This window comes from Melaminivora sp. (genome assembly GCF_032059615.1).
In the GTDB taxonomy this organism is placed as follows: Bacteria; Pseudomonadota; Gammaproteobacteria; order Burkholderiales; family Burkholderiaceae_C; genus Melaminivora.
On sequence record NZ_DAMCAM010000013.1, the window covers coordinates 14,707 to 30,663 of the forward strand.

The following is a 15,957-nucleotide window of genomic DNA, read 5'->3' on the forward strand; positions in this document are numbered from 1 at the left end:
GCACGGGCGTGGCAAGATGCCGCGCGCACGACGGCCAGCGGGCCGATGCCGCAAGGGCCCGGCGAGGGCGCTGCGTCTTTCTGCAACCCCGGGCGCCGCCGACCCCACGGGCCAGCGCCCCCATCCGTGATGAAAGGCTTTCGATGACCGAGCAGGCACTGACGCAGCAACCTTTCGCCAGCCCCGCCGCGCCCCAGGCCCTGGCGGGCGTGCGCGTGGTGGAGATGGGCCAGCTCATCGCCGGCCCGTTCTGCGGCAAGACGCTGGGCGACTTCGGTGCCGACATCCTCAAGATCGAGGCCCCGGGCGAGGGCGACCCGCTACGCAAGTGGCGCCTGCTGCAGGATGGCACCTCGGTGTGGTGGCAGGTGCAGTCGCGCAACAAGCAGTCGCTGGCGCTGGACTTGCGCTGCGTCGAGGGGCAGGACATCGCCCGGCGCCTGATCGCCGAGGCCGACGTGCTGATCGAGAACTTCCGCCCCGGCACGCTGGAGGGCTGGGACATGGCGCCCGAGCAGCTGCACGCCCTCAACCCCGGCCTGATCATCCTGCGCATTTCGGGCTACGGGCAGACCGGGCCCTACCGCGACCTGCCGGGCTTTGGCGTGGTGGGCGAGGCCATGGGCGGCCTGCGCCACCTGACGGCCGAGCCCGGGCGCGTGCCGGTGCGCGTGGGCGTGTCCATCGGCGACACGCTGGCGGCGCTGCATGGGGCCATCGGCGTGCTGCTGGCGCTCTACCACCGCAAGGCGCATGGCGGGCCGGGGCAGGTCATCGACGTGGCCCTGCACGAGGCAGTCTTCAACTGCATGGAGAGCCTGATCCCCGAATACAGCGCCTTTGGCGCCGTGCGCGAGCCGGCCGGCAGCGCCCTGCCGGGCATCGCGCCGAGCAATGCCTACCCCTGCCAGGACGGCTGGGTGCTGGTTGCCGGCAACGGCGACAGCATCTTCAAGCGACTGATGACGACCATCGGCCGGGCCGACCTGGCCGCCGACCCGCAGCTGGCGGGCAACGCTGGCCGCGTGGCGCGCGTGGCCGAGATCGACGCCGCCATCGCGCAGTGGACCGGGGCGCGCCGGGTGGCCGAGGTGGTCGAGGCGCTGGCCGCGGCGCGCGTACCGGCGGGCAAGGTCTATACCGCGCGCGACATCGCCGAAGACCCGCACTACCGCGCGCGCGACATGCTGCTCGCCCAGCGCACGCGGGACGGCCACGAACTGCTGGTGCCGGGCATCGTGCCGAAGCTGTCGGCCACGCCCGGGCGCATCCGCACGAGCGCCCCGCGCCTGGGCGAGGACACCGACGCCGTGCTGGCCGAGGCGGGCCTGACCCCCGGGCAGATCGCACTGCTGCGCGAGCGGGGCGTCGTGCAGTGACGCCGCGCCAGGGGCCGCGGCGGCCGGGCGCATGGCAGGCAAAGCCATGGGAGTGAAAAAGGCCTTTTGCCCTTGCCAGACAAGGGCCTGCAGCTATCGATCTTGAGTGGCGGCGGCTGGCGCCACAATAGCGCCATGTCCGCAACGCACCCCGACGAACTGCTGGCCCAGGTGGCGGCGCTGCCGCCCCTGCCGGGCGTCTACCGCTACTTCGACGCGCAGGGCACGCTCCTGTACGTGGGCAAGGCGCGCAACCTGAAAAAGCGCGTCTCCAGCTACTTCACCAAGCAGCACGGCGGCACGCGCATCGGCCACATGGTGGGCAAGATCGTGCAGCTGCAGACCACGGTGGTGCGCTCCGAGGCCGAGGCGCTGCTGCTGGAAAATAACCTCATCAAGTCGCTGAACCCCAAATACAACATCCTGTTTCGCGACGACAAGAGCTACCCCTACCTGAAAATCACCGGGGTGGCGGCCCGGGACGGCACGGGCGACGCGCCCGGCCAGCGCTTTCCGCGTATCGCCTACTACCGCGGCAGCACCGACAAGCGCCACCGCTACTTCGGCCCCTACCCGGGCGCCTGGGCGGTCAAGGAGACCATCCAGCTGCTGCAAAAAGTCTTTCGCCTGCGCACCTGCGAGGACACGGTCTTCGCCAACCGCACCCGGCCCTGCCTGCTCTACCAGATCAAGCGCTGCACGGCGCCGTGCGTGGCGCTGATCTCGCCCGAGGCCTACGCTGGCGACGTGGCCAGCGCCGAGGCGCTGCTGCGCGGCGAGACGCAGGAGCTTTTGCAGGTGCTGGAGCAGCGCATGCTGGCGCACGCCGAGCAGCTCGAGTTCGAGCAGGCGGCCGAGGTGCGCAACCAGATCACGGCGCTGTCGCGCGTGCTGCACCAGCAGGCCATCGAGACGGTGAGCGACAAGGACGTGGACATCCTGGCCGTGCGCGTGCAGGGCGGGCGCGCCTGCGTCAACCTGGCCATGGTGCGCGGCGGGCGGCACCTGGGCGACCGCGCCCACTTCCCGGTGCACGTGGAGGACGCGACCGGCATCTGGCACGCCGAAGACGAGGCCGCCGCCGGCGCCGAGCCCAACGTGGCCGCGCAGGTGCTGGAGGCCTTCATCGCCCAGCACTACCTGGGCGTGCCGGTGCCGCCCACGCTGATCGTCAGCGAGCCCGTCAACCCCGAACTGATGGCCGCGCTGTCGCAGCAAAGCGGCGTGCGCGTGACTGCCGTGCACCAGCCGCGCGAGCAGCGCCGCGCCTGGCTGGACATGGCGCAGCAGAACGCCGAGCTGCAGCTGGCGCGCCTGCTGGCCGAGGAGGGCTCGCAGCAGGCGCGCACCCGCGCGCTGGCCGAGGTGCTGGACCTGGACACCGAGAACCTCGAGCAGATCACCATCGAGTGCTTCGACATCTCGCACACGGCGGGCGAGGCCACGCAGGCCTCGTGCGTGGTCTTTCACCACCACCGAATGCAAAACGGCGAATACCGCCGCTTCAAGATCGAGGGCATCACCCCGGGCGACGACTACGCCGCCATGCGCCAGGTGCTCACGCGCCGCTACACGCCCGTGGCCGAGGCGCAGCGCGAGGCCGGCGGCGCCGAGCCGCCCAACCACCGCGCCCGCTTGCCCGACGTGGTGCTGGTCGATGGCGGCAAGGGCCAAGTCGGCATGGCGCGCGAGGTCTTTGCCGAACTGGGGCTGGACATCGCGCGCATCGTCGGCGTGGAGAAGGGCGAGGGGCGCAAGGTGGGCCTCGAAGAGCTGGTCTTTGCCGACGGCCGGCCCAAGATCTTCCTCGGGCGCGACTCGGCGGCGCTGATGCTGGTCGCGCAGATCCGCGACGAGGCGCACCGCTTCGCCATCACCGGCATGCGCGCGGCGCGCGCCCGCGTGCGCGTGGCCAGCCGCCTGGAGGACATCCCGGGCGTGGGCCCCAAGCGCCGCGCACGGCTGCTGCAGCGCTTTGGCGGCGTGCGCGGCGTGCAGGACGCGAGCGTGCAGGACCTGATGACTGTCGAGGGCATCTCGCAGACCCTGGCCGAGGAAATCTACCGCGCGCTGCGCTGAAAAAGCGCCGAAAGCCCCATGCCACAATCGCGCCCCATGTTTTTCACCATCCCCACCGTCATGACCTGGACGCGCATCGTCGCGATACCGCTGATCGTGGGGGTGTTCTACGCGCCGCTGGCCCCCGAGACGCGCAACCTGGTCGCCACGGTGATGTTCATGGTGTTCGCCGCCACCGACTGGCTCGACGGCTTCCTGGCGCGCAAGCTCAACCAGACCTCGGCCTTCGGCGCCTTCCTCGACCCGGTGGCCGACAAGTTCCTGGTCTGCGCCTCGCTCCTGGTGCTGGTGCACCTGCAGCGCGCCGACGTGTTCGTCGCCCTCATCATCATCGGCCGCGAGATCGCCATCAGCGCGCTGCGCGAGTGGATGGCGCAGATCGGCGCGGCCAAGAGCGTGGCCGTGCACATGCTGGGTAAGCTCAAGACCACGGTGCAGATGGTGGCCATCCCCTTCCTGCTCTACGACGGGCGCCTGTTCGGGCGCATCGACACGGGGGTGTGGGGCACCTGGCTGATCTGGCTGGCGGCGGTGCTGACCGTCTGGTCCATGGTGTATTACCTGCAAAAGGCCCTGCCCGAGATCCGCGCGCGCGTGACGCGCTAGGGGCCTGTCAATCGGGGATCGGCCCAGGGGCCCCTCCAGCCCGGCGCGCCCTGCAGTTGCGGCTAGAATTCGCCGCTGCGCCAGCGCCAGGGCGCGCTCCCGCCCGGGGCGCACGCCAGCGGCGATGTGCACGCCAACCACCGTTTCCGCGAGAGGCCCCGTTGTGAATAAGACCGAACTGATTGAGCACATCGCCAACAACGCCGACATCTCCAAGGCCGCCGCCACGCGCGCCCTGGAATCGACCATCGACGCTGTCAAGAAGACGCTCAAGAAGGGGGGCACGGTGTCTCTGGTGGGCTTCGGCACCTTCAGCGTCGGCCGGCGCGCAGCCCGCACGGGCCGCAACCCGCGCACCGGCGACACCATCAAGATCAAGGCCGCCAAGGTGCCCAAGTTTCGCCCCGGCAAGGCCCTGAAGGACGCCCTGAACTGAGCCGGGCGGCAGACAGGAAGATCGATTCGAGGGGGTGCTTAGCTCAGTTGGTAGAGCGGCTCCTTTACACGGAGTAGGTCGGCGGTTCGAGACCGTCAGCACCCACCACCCTTCCCCTGGAAGATTCCCCCTGGAAGAAAAAAGGACCTGGAGCGATCCAGGTCCTTTTTTTTGGCGTGCCCCGCTCTTCAGAACGGCAGGCCGACGTAGTTCTCCGCCAGGCAGCCCAGGGCGTTGTCCGAGGAGAACAGGTATTCGAGCTCCGTCGTCTGCAGCTTCTGGTCGTAGGCCAGGCTGTCGGGGTAGGTGTGCAGCATGTTGGTCATCCACCAGGAGAAGCGCTGCGCCTTCCAGACGCGCGCCAGGGCCTTGGCGGAGTAGTTCTCCAGGCCCGAATCGTCGCCCTGCTGGTAGTGCGCCACCAGGGCGTGGTAGAGGTAGTGGATGTCCGAGGCGGCGCTGTTGAGGCCGCGCGCGCCGGTGGGCGGCACGATGTGCGCGGCGTCGCCGGCCAGGAACAGGTTGCCGTAGCGCATGGGCTCGGCCACGAAGGAGCGCAGCGGGGCGATGGATTTTTCGATCGACGGCCCGGTGACCAGGCGCTCGGCCACCTCGGCGGGCAGGCGGCGCTTGAGCTCGTCCCAGAACTGCTCGTCCGACCAGTCCTCCACCGCATCGGTCAGCGGCACCTGGATGTAGTAGCGGCTGAGCACCTGCGAGCGCAGCGAGCACAGGGCAAAGCCGCGCTCGTGGCGCGCGTAGATCAGCTCGGGCGAGACCGGCTTGGTGCGCGAGAGCACGCCCAGCCAGCCGAAGGGATAGACCTTCTCGTACTCCTTGAGCACGTCGCGCGGAATGGATTTGCGGCTCACGCCGTGAAAGCCGTCGGCGCCGATGACGAAGTCGCAGTCGATGCGCACGATGTCGTCGCCCTGGCGGTAGGTCACATGCGGGGCGGGCGAGGTGAGGTCGTGCAGCTGCACGTCCTCGACGTTGTGGATGACGGTGCCGCCCATCCGGTCGCGCGCCTCGTAGAGGTCGCGCGTGATCTCGGTCTGGCCATAGACCAGCACCGAGCTGCCGCCGCTGTACTTGTGCAAATCGACCCGGTGCTGCCGGCCTGCGTGGGCGATGATGAAGCCGTCGTGGATCTCGCCCTCGCGGTCCATGCGTTCGCCGCAGCGCGCCTCGCGCATGAGCTCGGCAAAGCCGTGTTCGAGCACGCCGGCGCGGATGCGGCTGAGCACGTACTCGCGACTCTGGCGCTCCAGCACCACGTTGTCTATGCCTTTCAGGTGCAGAAGCTGGGACAGCAGCAGGCCCGAGGGGCCGCCGCCGATGATGCAGACGCTGGTTTTCATGGGGATGTCGTCTCCGGTATTGAACGGGCCCGAGGATAGGAGGCCGCGGGGTCTGCGGCCATGCCGCAATCCGTCAAACACTTGTACGATTCGAACATGCACTCCGCCCCCGGCATCCTGCTCGTCCAAGGGCTTTTTGGCGAATCCACCCATCTGCCCGACGTGGTGCACTGCGAGACCATCGCGGTGCGCTCGTCGCTGCACGACTGGGAGCTGGCGCCGCATCGCCACGGCCGCCTGCACCAGGTGGTGCTGGTGCTGCGCGGCAGCGGCATGGCGCAGCTGGAGGGGCGCCACGTGCCGTTCGGCGACGACGCCGTGATCAACGTGCCCCCCGGGGCCGCGCATGCCTTTCGCTTCGCCCCGGGCACCGAGGGCTTCGTGGTGACGCTGGCCGACGAGATCCTCGACCTGATCCTGGCCGGCGCGGGCGACGTGCGCCACCTGCTGGCGCAGCCCGAGGTGTGCGCGGCGCACCCCGACATGGCGGCCATCGCGCAGGGCATCTGGAGCGAGTTCAATGGCCTGGGCGGGGCGCGCGCACTGGTGCTGCGCGGGCTGTGCGCGACGCTGCTGGGGCTGTGCGCGCGGCAGTTGGCAAGCCAGGGCGCGGGGGGGGCAGCCCAGCGCGACGGGGCAGGGCTGCTGCAACGCTTCGAGGCGCTGCTGGAGGAGCGCTTCCTGGCGCACTGGGGCGTGGCCGACTACGCGCGGGCGCTGTCGATCTCGCCCACCCACCTCAGCCGCGTGGTGCGTGCGGCCTATGGTATGCCGGCCTCGCAGCGCATCAGCGCCCGGCTGGTGCGCGAGGCGCGCCGGCGCCTGGCCTATACCGACCTGCGCGTTGCCACCATCGCCTATGACCTGGGCTTTGCCGACCCCGCGCACTTCAGCCGCGTCTTCGCAAGTGCCACGGGGGTGTCGCCACGGGCCTTCCGGCAACGCCTGGAGCAGCCGCGGGACGGGGCGGGCGCTGCTCCGTGACCCGGGCCGGAATTTGGGTCAAATCGGCCTGAAACCGTTGACAGTCAACGACATTAAGCTACTTAATGAATAGCAACCTGGGTTTGATCGGGCCGCCGGCTAGGCGAATATCCACAGCGCCACCAGCGAGATGCTCGGAAACAGCACCAGCAGGCCGATGCGCACGATGTCCGAGACCAGGAAGGGCAGCACGCCGCGGAAGATGGTGGCCATGGGCACGTTCTTGGCCACGCCGTGGATGATGTAGACGTTCATCCCCACGGGCGGGGTGATCAGTCCGACCTCCATGACCACCAGGGCCACCATGCCGAACCAGATGGCCTTCTCCTCGACGCCCAGGCCCCAGTAGTCGAGCCCCAGCACGATGGGCAGGAAGATGGGCACGGTCAGCAGGATCATGGACAGGCTGTCCATCACGCAGCCCAGCAGCAGGTAGATGACGATGATCGCCAGCAGCACGGTGAACGGCGCAAAGCCCATGCTCTGCACCCAGGTGGCGGCTTCGGCCGGCAGCTGCGACAGCGACATGAAGGAGTTGAGCATGTCCGCGCCCAGCAGGATCAGGAACATCATCCCCGTGCCCACCGTCGTGCCGTAGAGGCACTGCAGAAAGCCCTCGCCCTTGAGCCCGCCCGAGCGCCAGGCGGCGATTCCCGTGGCCAGCACGCCCACGGCGGCGGCTTCGGTCGGGGTGAACAGGCCGCCATAGATGCCGCCGATCACCACCAGGAAGATGAGCAGCACCGGCCAGGTCTCCAGCACCGTGCGCAGGCGCTCGGCCCAGCTGTGGCGCGGCGAGCCGGGGCCGCCGGCCAGCGGGTCCAGGCGGCAGACCACGCCGATCACCACCATGTAGCCCACCGCCGCCAGGATGCCCGGCAGGAAGGCGGCCAGGAACAGCTTGGCGATGTTCTGTTCGGCCAGGATGGCGTAGATCACCAGCGGCACCGAGGGCGGTATCAGGATGCCCAGCGTGCCCCCGGCCGCGAGCGAGCCGGTGGCCAGGCCCGGCTTGTACTGGTGGCGCTCCAGTTCGGGCAGCACCACGTGCGACATGGTGGCTGCCGTGGCCAGCGACGAGCCGCAGATGGCGCCGAAACCCGCGCACGCGGCCACGCCGGCCATGGCCATGCCGCCCCGCCAGTGCCCGATGAAGGAGTTGCCCGCGTTGAACAGCGCGCGCGACAGCCCGCCCTGGGTGGCGAACTGCCCCATCAGCAGGAACAGCGGCACCACCGACAGGTCATAGAGGGAGAAGCGCCCGTAGGGCGCGTTCTTCAGGTAAGCCAGCAGGGGGTCCAGGCCCGAGACCCAGACATAGCCGATGGCCCCGGTGAGGAACATGGCGATGCCGATCTGCACGCGCAGGGCCAGCATGCCCATCATCACCACGCCCATGGTCAGGCCGATCATGCTGCTGCTCATGGCGCGCTCCCTTCGTGCCAGTGCAGGCGCATGGTGTGCAGCGCCGTGATGCCCAGCAGCACCAGGGCCGGCACCACCGGGACGTAGCCCCACCAGACGGGAATGGAGATCACCATGGAGGTCTCGCCGAATTCGCGCGCCTCCAGCATGCCGTCCCAGACGCGCCAGGCCAGCAGGAAGGCGGTGCCCGCCAGCAGCAGTGCCGCCACGGCATCGAGCACGCGCTTGAGGCCCGCCGAGGCCCAGAGCGTGAAGAAGTCCACGAACACGTGGCCCTTCTTGAGCTGGCAGTAGGGCAGGCACATGGCGACCCCCATGGCCGAGAGCACCTGCACCAGCTCATAGTCGCCCGGCACGGGGGTGCCGAAGAGGGCGCGGCCGAGCACGCTGGCCACCGACATGAGGGATTCGATGCAGAACATCACCCCGGCGAGCACTGCCATGGCGGCGCAGCTCCATTCGATGGCCCTGCCCACCGGTCCCCGGGCGGGGGCCGGGGGTTGTCGTTCTTCGTTCTGTGCCTGCGTCATCGGCGGCGGCTCCTGTGGCTCGTGCATGGGTGGCTGCCCGGCCGCACCGTGATGGGTGCGGGCGGGCAGCAGCCGGTCTTATTTGGAGTATTTCTCCACCAGGGCGCGCGCGTCGTCGAGCAGCTTCTGCCCATCGACGCCCTTGGCCGAGACCTCCTTGACCCACTCGGCGGCGACCGGCTGGGACGCGGCCTGCCACTTGGCCACCTCGGCCGGGGACAGGGTGTTGACCGTGTTGCCACGGGCCAGGGCGGCTTCGCGGCCGGCGGCGTCGGCCTCCCTGAACTGGGCGGACACCCAGGCCGAGGTCTCGCGGCCGCTGTTGTTGTCGATGACCTTCTTGAGGTCCGTCGGCAGGCTGTCGTACTTCTTCTGGTTCATCACAAACACCATGGTGGCGGTGGTCAGCGTGTGCTGCTCGCCCGCCTGCAGGTGGTAGCGCGTGAGCTCATGGGTCTTGGTGGCGGGCACCACCTCCCAGGGGACCAGCGCGCCTTCGATCACTCCCTTGGACAGGCTCTCGGCCATCTGCGGCACGGGCATGCCCACTGGCGTGGCGCCCAGCGAGGTCAGCAGCTTGTTGCCCAGGCGCGAGGGCGCGCGCACCTTCAGGCCCTTCAGGTCGGCCAGCGTCTTGACCTCCTTGTCACGGAAGTGCAGCACGTTGGGGCCGTTGACCCAGACGGCGATGGGCTTGAGGCCGGCAAACTCCTTCATGGAATGCGCCTGCACGAAGTCCCAGATGGCGCGCGAGGAGGCCTCGTGCGTGGTGGTGATGAAGGGCAGCTCGAAGACCTCGGACGTCGGGAAGCGCCCGGGCGTGTAGCCGGGCAGCGTCCAGACAATGTCGGCCACGCCGTCGCGCGCCTGGGTGAGCAGGTGCGGCGGAGTGCCGCCCAGGCTCATGGCCGGGTAGATCTGGCACTTCATGCGGCCCTGCGACTGCTCGGCGATCTTGTCGCACCAGGGCGAGATGAACTTGGTGTGGGCCGGCGAGACCGGGGGCAGGAAGTGGGCGACCTTCAAGGTCACTTCCTGGGCCTGCGCTGCCAGCGGCAGCACCAGCGCGGCCATCAGGCCGCAAGCGAAGTCACGCAGTTTCATGGTGGGGTCTTTCGGTAGGGCGGGTGGATGGGATCGTTCGGAGCCGGCGGCGCGCCGTCTCACTGCAGCTGCTGCTCCAGATCGTGCAGCACCTGGTAGCAGGGCAGGACCTGGGCGACGCTGGCATTGGGCTCGCGCCCTTCGCGGATGGCGGCGAAGAACTCGCGGTCCTGCAGCTCGATGCCGTTCATGGACACGTCGACCTGCGAGACATCGATCTTTTCCTCGCGGCCATTGACCAGGTCGTCGTAGCGCGCGATGTAGGTGCCGGTGTCGCCGATGTAGCGGAAGAACGTGCCCAGCGGGCCGTCGTTGTTGAAGGACAGGGACAGCGTGCACAGGGCGCCATTGGCTGCCTTGAGCTGGATGCTCATGTCCATGGCGATGCCCAGCTCCGGGTGGATGGGGCCCTGGATGGCGTTGGCCTGCACGATGGGGCTGCCTGCCTGGTAGGCGAACAGGTCCACCGTGTGCGCGGCGTGGTGCCACAGCAGGTGGTCGGTCCAGCTGCGCGGCTGGCCGAGCGCGTTGGTGTTGGTGCGGCGAAAGAAATACGTCTGCACGTCCATCTGCTGCAGGTGCAGTTCGCCGGCGGCGATCCGGCGGTGCACCCACTGGTGGCTGGGGTTGAAGCGCCGCGTGTGGCCGCACATGGCCACCAGGCCGGTCTCGCGCTGCAGCTGCACCACGGCCTGGGCATCGCGCAGGTTGTCGGCCAGCGGAATCTCCACCTGCACGTGCTTGCCCGCGCGCAGGCACTGCATGGCCTGGGCGGCGTGCATCTGCGTGGGCGTGCACAGGATGACGGCGTCCACCTCGGGCAGCGCCAGGCTCTCGGCCAGGTCGGTCGTGACGTGGGCGATGCCGTATTTGCTGGCCACCTCCCGGGTGGGCTCCAGGCGCCGGCCCACGAGCGAGACGACCTCGACCCCGTCGATGTTGCGGATGCCGTCCAGGTGCTTGATGCCGAAGGCACCGGCGCCGGCCAGCGCGACTTTGATGGTTTGCGTCATGTCTGCGGGTTCTCCAGGATCAGGTGGCCAACGGCCGTGTTGGATGCGGGGACGTGGAAGAAGCGGTGCGCCACGCGAGGGGCCGGCCCGCCCGCCACGTCGGCCATGGCGCCGCGCGCGATCAGCCACATGACCAGCTCGATGCCCTCGCTGCCGGCCTCGCGCACGTACTCGATGTGCGGCATGGCGGACAGCTCCTTCGGGTCGGCGATCAGGCGATCCAGGAAGCGGTTGTCCCACTCGGCGTTGATCAGGCCGGCGCGCGGGCCCTGCAGCTGGTGGCTCATGCCGCCCGTGCCCCAGATCTGCACCTTGAGCGGCTCGTCGTAGCTCTCGATGGCGCGGCGGATGGCCTGGCCGAGCGCAAAGCAGCGCGCGCCCGAGGGCACGGGGTACTGCACCACGTTGACGTGGAAGGGGATGACCAGGCAGGGCCACTCGGCGGGCGAGCCGAACATCAGGTTCATGGGCACGGTCAGGCCGTGGTCCACCTTCAGCTCGTTGACGATGGTCAGGTCGAAGTCCTGCTGGATGACCGACTGTGCGATGTGCGCGGCCAGCCGCGGGTGGCCCTTGACCTTGGGCACGGGGCGCGGGCCGTAGCCCTCGTCGGCGGGCTCGAACTCGGCGGCCGTGCCGATGGCGAAGGTGGGGATGACGCTCAGGTCGAAGTTGGTCGCGTGGTCGTTGTAGACCAGGAAGACCACGTCCGGCAGGTTCTCGCGCATCCACTCCTTGCTGTATTCGAAGCCCTGGAACATGGGCGCCCAGTAGGGCTCGGTGGTCTTGCCATGGTCGATGGCCGCGCCGATGGCCGGCACGTGCGAGGAGAACACCGAGGCGGTGATGCGGGCCTGGCCGGTGGCGCCGGCCTGTGCCTCACTGTGCGCGTGCTCGACGGCCTCGGCCAGCTGCTGCTGCGCCTGCTCCTCCCAGGCGTTCCAGGCGTCCGAGCGCGCCATGGGGCCCTGGGCGTCGCCGCCTTCGCCCAGGAAGCGGTTGCCGTCGGCCCTGCGCCCGCCGCCGACCATCATGTCGCGGTACTGCTGCTCGCTCATGCCGGTCATGGAGCCGGCCATCTGCTGGAACGACAGCCCGTCGGTGGCGCCGATCTTGGCCAGGAAGTAGATGTTGCCGCCGGTGCGCATGCACCAGTTCAGATCGCGCGCCAGCACGGCCTGCTTCTGCTCCTCGGTCATGGGCCATTCGTCGAGGTAGGCGCGCTCGTCCTGCTTGAAGCGGGCGCGGTTCTCGGCTTGCATCAGGCTCATGCAGAACTGGTTGAGCCAGTAGCCCTTGCGGCTTTGATCGGCATCGAAGATGGTCGTGCCGGGGATGTCCAGATAGGGTTTGTCCAGTGCCATGGTTCTCTCTCTCTTTCCTTGCGGGTCTCCTGAGGGGCGCGGGGCGGGGGCCGCCGCGCTCGGGCGCTCAGGCCTCTTCGGGCCAGTACAGGCGCATGGGGTTGGCCACCAGCAGCCGGTGCTGCAGCTCGGGCGTGGGCGCGATGTGGGGGATGAAGTCCACCAGCAGGCCGTCGTCGGGCATGTGGCCCTTGAGGTTGGGGTGGGGCCAGTCCGTGCCCCAGAGCACGCGGTCGGGGAACTCGTCGATCACGCGGCGCGCGAACGGCACCACGTCGCGGTAGGCATGCTGTTCGCCATGCAGCGCGGGCGGGCCCGACAAGCTCAGGCGCTCCGGGCAGGACACCTTGCTCCACACGTTGGGATGCTGGCGCATGAATTGCAGGAACAGCGAGAACTCGGGGCCATCGACCGGCTGGCTGACGTCAGGACGGCCCATGTGGTCCACCACCACGGTCGTGGGCAGGGCGGTGAAGAAGTCCCACAGCTCGGGTAGGTCGGCGGCCTCGAAATAGATCACCACGTGCCAGCCCAGGGTGGCCACGCGCGCGGCGATCTCCATCAGCTCGTCCTTGGGCGTGAAGTCCACCAGGCGCTTGACGAAGTTGAAGCGCACGCCGCGCACGCCGGCGGCGTGCAGCTGCTGCAGCTCCTCGTCGGTGATGCTGCGCCGCACGGTGGCAACGCCGCGCGCCCGCCCGCCGCTGGCCTGGCAGGCATCGACCAGGGCGCGGTTGTCGGCGCCGTGGCAGGTGGCCTGCACGATGACGTTGCGGGCAAAGCCCAGGCGGTCGCGCAGGGCGAACAGCTGCTCCTTGCCCGCGTCGCAGGGCGTGTACTTGCGCTCGGGAGCGAAGGGGAACTCGGCGCCCGGGCCGAAGACGTGGCAGTGCGCGTCTACGGCACCCTCGGGCACGCGGAAGCGCGGCTTGCTGGGCCGCGGGTGCCAGTCCAGCCAGCCGGGGGTTTTCTCGAAGGGGGTCATGCTCGATCTCGTGCGTTGAGGGATTGCAGCAGCCGGTCGGCCTCGCTGCGCCAGTCGTTGCTGCGGGCAAAGCCGGCCGCGTCGCGCGCGCCGAACGTGCCGCCGTCCGCCAGGTCGGCCATCCAGGCCTGGCGCTCGGCCGTGCCCTGGGCGGAGAACGCCGGCAGGCCGGCCTCGCGCACGGTGTTGGCCGACTCCTGCATCTCCTCGCTGCGCCGGCGGCCGTGCTCGATCACGCGCTGGAAGAAGTAGCTGCCCTGGCGCTCCCAGTCGATGCCGGGAAAGGTCTCCTGCAGCGAGGCGATTACGGCGTCCTCGACGCCGTAGTGGCGCGCGGCGGTGAAGCTCTCGATGACCATGGCCTCCAGGCCCTTGATCATGACGCTGCGGCACATCTTGGTGGCCGAGGCCACGCCCAGGCGCTCGCTGGCCACCCGCGGAGCAAACCCCAGCGCGCCGAGGGGCTGGGCCAGCGCGGCGGCGAAGGCGCCGCCCAGCAGCAGCGGCACCCGGCTGCGGTAGGGCGGCACGCTGGTCATGACGGCGCCCTCGACATAGCGCGCACCCGCTGCGTCGATGAGCAGGGCCGCAGCCTGCTTGGCACCGGGCGAGGCGGAGTTGAAGTCCAGGTAGAAGGCCTGGGCGCGCATGTGCGGCGCGCAGGCCTGGGCCACGGCCAGGGTCTGGCTGGCGGTGACGGCGCTGATGACCAGGTCCGAGGCGGCAGCGAGGGCGGCATGGCTTGCGAGCAACTGCACGCCGTGCTCTGCGGCATGGGAGTGCAGGGGCGTGGCCAGGGTCGCGTCCGCCAGCTTGACGTCGTGGGCCGAGACGGCCAGGCCCTGGGCGCGCAGGTCCTCGGCCAGGATGCGGCCCACCTCGCCGTAGCCGACCAGGCCGATGTGCCACTCGTGTGCGGATGACGGGATGGCCATGGCGCGTCTTCAGTCGATGTAGCGCAGGCCGGCCCGGGCCAGCGGCTCGCGCATCTGGTACATGTCCAGGCCCAGCACGCCCGAGGCAAGTCGGGCACGCTTCTCGCCCTCGAAGCTCTCGCGCTTTTGCGCCGCCTCAAACGTGGCCACGGCCCGCGCGCGCGGCACGCAGACCACGCCGTCGTCGTCGGCGACGATCACGTCACCCGGGCTGACCCACATGCCGGCGCAGACCACCGGGATGTTGACCGAGCCCAGCGTGGCCTTGATGGTGCCGCGCGAGGACACGGCGCGGCTCCAGACCGGAAAGTCCATCTCCTGCAGCGTGCGCACGTCGCGCACCCCGGCGTCGATGACGAGGGCACGCGCGCCGCGCGCCTGAAAGCTGGTGGCCAGCAGGTCGCCGAAATAGCCATCCGTGCACTCGCTGGTCACTGCGGCCACCACCACGTCGCCGGGCCGGATCTGCTCGGCCACCACGTGCATCATCCAGTTGTCGCCCGGCTGCAGCAGCACCGTGACGGCCGTGCCTGAGACCTGCCGGCCCGGGTAGATGGGCCGCATGTAGGGCTTGAGCAGGCCCACGCGGCCCATGGCCTCGTGCACCGTGGCCGAGCCGAGCGCGGCCAGGCCGTCGGCGGCGGCGCGCTCGGCGCGCTCGATGTTGCGATAGACGACTCCGAGTTCGTACATCCCCAGTCCTTTCTTCTGGCTGTCGTGGGGCTCAGCGGCCCCGGGCCTTCAGGGCGGCGTCCAGGCGCGTGAAGACGCGGCGGGCATTGCCCTCGTAGATCTGCTGGCGCTCCTCGTCGGTCAGGTAGGGAGTCGAGTCGATGTAGCGGCGCGTGTCGTCGTAGTAGTGGCCGGTGGTCGGATCGATGCCGCGCACCGCGCCGATCATCTCGCTGGCAAACAGCACGTTCTTGACCGGGATGACGCGCGTGAGCAGGTCGATGCCCGGCTGGTGGTAGACGCAGGTGTCGAAATAAATGTTGTTGAGCAGGTGCTCGTCCAGCAGCGGCTTCTTCATCTCCTGGGCCAGGCCGCGGAAGCGCCCCCAGTGGTAGGGCGCGGCGCCGCCGCCGTGGGGAATGATGAGCTTGAGCGTGGGAAAGTCCTTGAATAGGTCTCCCTGGATCAGCTGCATCACGGCCGTGGTGTCGGCGTTCAGGTAGTGCGCCCCGGTGGTGTGGAAGCACGCGTTGCAGCTGGTGGAGACGTGCACCATGGCCGGGATGTCGTACTCCACCATCTTTTCGTAGATGGGGTACCAGCTGCGGTCGGTCAGCGGCGGCGACGTCCAGTGCCCGCCCGAGGGGTCGGGGTTGAGGTTGATGGCGACGTTGCCGTACTGCTCGACGCACTTGACCAGCTCAGGAATGCAGGTCGCGGGGTCCACGCCCGGGGACTGCGGCAGCATGGCGGCCGGGATGAAATGGTCGGGATACAGCTGGCTGACGCGCCAGCACAGCTCGTTGCAGATCGCTGCCCAGGCGCTGGAGGTCTGGAAGTCGCCGATGTGGTGCGCCATGAAGGAGGCACGCGGGCTGAAGATGGTCAGGTCCGAGCCGCGCTCGCGCATCAGCCTGAGCTGGTTGCTTTCAATGGTCTCGCGGATGTCGTCGTCGCTGATGTGCAGCTCCGAGGCGCTGGGGGCCGGGCCCGCGTCCTGCAGTGCGGCGATCTGGCGGTCGCGCCAGGCGCCCAGGGCGGCGGGGGCGGTGGTGTAGTGGCCGTGGATGTCGATGATCATGGG

General features: G+C 69.3%; 15 protein-coding genes, 1 tRNA gene and 1 pseudogene. 6 read left to right on the plus strand and 11 right to left on the minus strand.

Annotated elements, in window-relative coordinates; translation table 11 throughout:
• Positions 1-143: 143 nt before the first annotated feature.
• The 5 genes from RT051_RS04465 (at position 144) to RT051_RS04485 (ending at position 4,608) form a co-directional block, all read left to right on the plus strand.
• Positions 144-1,379: a CoA transferase gene (locus RT051_RS04465; RefSeq protein ID WP_313072500.1), complete on the plus strand. Its 1,236-nt coding sequence runs from the start codon at positions 144-146 to the stop codon at positions 1,377-1,379.
• A 135-nt stretch (positions 1,380-1,514) separates the two neighbouring features.
• Positions 1,515-3,458 carry an excinuclease ABC subunit UvrC gene (gene uvrC, locus RT051_RS04470; RefSeq protein ID WP_313072503.1) on the plus strand — a complete coding sequence of 648 codons (1,944 nt, stop codon included), beginning with the start codon at positions 1,515-1,517 and terminating at the stop codon, positions 3,456-3,458.
• Between the two features lie 36 nt (positions 3,459-3,494).
• Positions 3,495-4,064, plus strand: a complete 570-nt coding sequence (pgsA, locus tag RT051_RS04475; protein WP_313072506.1) for a CDP-diacylglycerol--glycerol-3-phosphate 3-phosphatidyltransferase — start codon at positions 3,495-3,497, stop codon at positions 4,062-4,064.
• A gap of 163 nt (positions 4,065-4,227) precedes the next feature.
• The gene (locus RT051_RS04480; RefSeq protein WP_313072510.1) at positions 4,228-4,500 is read left to right on the plus strand and encodes an HU family DNA-binding protein; all 273 of its coding nucleotides are present in this window, start codon (positions 4,228-4,230) and stop codon (positions 4,498-4,500) included.
• A gap of 32 nt (positions 4,501-4,532) precedes the next feature.
• Positions 4,533-4,608, plus strand: a tRNA-Val gene (locus RT051_RS04485).
• 80 nt (positions 4,609-4,688) lie between these two features.
• Here RT051_RS04485 and pobA read toward each other — a convergent pair.
• Positions 4,689-5,861 (minus strand): 4-hydroxybenzoate 3-monooxygenase, encoded by a 1,173-nt coding sequence (gene pobA, locus RT051_RS04490; protein WP_313072514.1) that lies wholly within the window; start codon positions 5,859-5,861, stop codon positions 4,689-4,691.
• A 96-nt stretch (positions 5,862-5,957) separates the two neighbouring features.
• Between pobA and RT051_RS04495 the strand changes: the two genes are divergently transcribed.
• Entirely contained in the window at positions 5,958-6,845 is an 888-nt protein-coding gene (locus RT051_RS04495; RefSeq protein ID WP_313072518.1) for a helix-turn-helix domain-containing protein, read from the plus strand.
• A gap of 99 nt (positions 6,846-6,944) precedes the next feature.
• Here RT051_RS04495 and RT051_RS04500 read toward each other — a convergent pair whose 3' ends face one another.
• The 10 genes and pseudogenes from RT051_RS04500 to RT051_RS04545 all read right to left on the minus strand — a co-directional run bounded on the left by RT051_RS04500 (position 6,945) and on the right by RT051_RS04545 (position 15,954).
• Positions 6,945-8,270, minus strand: coding sequence for a TRAP transporter large permease (locus tag RT051_RS04500; protein WP_313072522.1), 1,326 nt, complete (start codon positions 8,268-8,270; stop codon positions 6,945-6,947).
• On the minus strand, positions 8,267-8,713 hold the full coding sequence (locus RT051_RS04505; protein WP_313072527.1) for a TRAP transporter small permease: 447 nt from the start codon (positions 8,711-8,713) through the stop codon (positions 8,267-8,269). The genes RT051_RS04500 and RT051_RS04505 overlap by 4 nt, the downstream gene beginning before the upstream one ends.
• A gap of 165 nt (positions 8,714-8,878) precedes the next feature.
• Positions 8,879-9,904: a TRAP transporter substrate-binding protein gene (locus RT051_RS04510; protein WP_313072531.1), complete on the minus strand. Its 1,026-nt coding sequence runs from the start codon at positions 9,902-9,904 to the stop codon at positions 8,879-8,881.
• Positions 9,905-9,963: 59 nt separating this feature from the next.
• Entirely contained in the window at positions 9,964-10,917 is a 954-nt protein-coding gene (locus RT051_RS04515; protein ID WP_313072537.1) for a Gfo/Idh/MocA family oxidoreductase, read from the minus strand.
• Complete coding sequence (locus RT051_RS04520) at positions 10,914-11,828, minus strand: class III extradiol dioxygenase subunit beta (protein WP_313072625.1); 915 nt, start codon at positions 11,826-11,828, stop codon at positions 10,914-10,916. The genes RT051_RS04515 and RT051_RS04520 overlap by 4 nt, the downstream gene beginning before the upstream one ends.
• Before the next feature lie 84 nt (positions 11,829-11,912).
• Positions 11,913-12,281 (minus strand): annotated as a pseudogene (gene ligA, locus RT051_RS04525) (protocatechuate 4,5-dioxygenase subunit alpha); the annotation flags it as partial.
• Positions 12,282-12,348: 67 nt separating this feature from the next.
• Positions 12,349-13,266 (minus strand): amidohydrolase family protein, encoded by a 918-nt coding sequence (locus RT051_RS04530; protein ID WP_313072539.1) that lies wholly within the window; start codon positions 13,264-13,266, stop codon positions 12,349-12,351.
• Positions 13,263-14,201 carry a DUF1932 domain-containing protein gene (locus RT051_RS04535; protein WP_313072543.1) on the minus strand — a complete coding sequence of 313 codons (939 nt, stop codon included), beginning with the start codon at positions 14,199-14,201 and terminating at the stop codon, positions 13,263-13,265. Before RT051_RS04535 ends, RT051_RS04530 begins: the two co-directional genes overlap by 4 nt.
• Positions 14,202-14,210: 9 nt before the next feature.
• Complete coding sequence (ligK, locus tag RT051_RS04540) at positions 14,211-14,894, minus strand: 4-carboxy-4-hydroxy-2-oxoadipate aldolase/oxaloacetate decarboxylase (RefSeq protein WP_313072546.1); 684 nt, start codon at positions 14,892-14,894, stop codon at positions 14,211-14,213.
• Positions 14,895-14,925: 31 nt separating this feature from the next.
• Positions 14,926-15,954 (minus strand): amidohydrolase family protein, encoded by a 1,029-nt coding sequence (locus RT051_RS04545; protein WP_313072550.1) that lies wholly within the window; start codon positions 15,952-15,954, stop codon positions 14,926-14,928.
• Between the last annotated feature and the right edge of the window lie 3 nt (positions 15,955-15,957).

Coding starts and splice junctions, on each gene's coding strand:
- RT051_RS04465 (WP_313072500.1), top strand. CDS start 144: ATGACCGAGCAGGCACTGACGCAGCAACCTTTCGCCAGCCCCGCCGCG.
- uvrC (WP_313072503.1), top strand. CDS start 1,515: ATGTCCGCAACGCACCCCGACGAACTGCTGGCCCAGGTGGCGGCGCTG.
- pgsA (WP_313072506.1), top strand. CDS start 3,495: ATGTTTTTCACCATCCCCACCGTCATGACCTGGACGCGCATCGTCGCG.
- pobA (WP_313072514.1), bottom strand. CDS start 5,861: ATGAAAACCAGCGTCTGCATCATCGGCGGCGGCCCCTCGGGCCTGCTG.
- RT051_RS04495 (WP_313072518.1), top strand. CDS start 5,958: ATGCACTCCGCCCCCGGCATCCTGCTCGTCCAAGGGCTTTTTGGCGAA.
- RT051_RS04500 (WP_313072522.1), bottom strand. CDS start 8,270: ATGAGCAGCAGCATGATCGGCCTGACCATGGGCGTGGTGATGATGGGC.
- RT051_RS04505 (WP_313072527.1), bottom strand. CDS start 8,713: ATGGCAGTGCTCGCCGGGGTGATGTTCTGCATCGAATCCCTCATGTCG.
- RT051_RS04510 (WP_313072531.1), bottom strand. CDS start 9,904: ATGAAACTGCGTGACTTCGCTTGCGGCCTGATGGCCGCGCTGGTGCTG.
- RT051_RS04515 (WP_313072537.1), bottom strand. CDS start 10,917: ATGACGCAAACCATCAAAGTCGCGCTGGCCGGCGCCGGTGCCTTCGGC.
- RT051_RS04530 (WP_313072539.1), bottom strand. CDS start 13,266: ATGACCCCCTTCGAGAAAACCCCCGGCTGGCTGGACTGGCACCCGCGG.
- RT051_RS04535 (WP_313072543.1), bottom strand. CDS start 14,201: ATGGCCATCCCGTCATCCGCACACGAGTGGCACATCGGCCTGGTCGGC.
- ligK (WP_313072546.1), bottom strand. CDS start 14,894: ATGTACGAACTCGGAGTCGTCTATCGCAACATCGAGCGCGCCGAGCGC.
- RT051_RS04545 (WP_313072550.1), bottom strand. CDS start 15,954: ATGATCATCGACATCCACGGCCACTACACCACCGCCCCCGCCGCCCTG.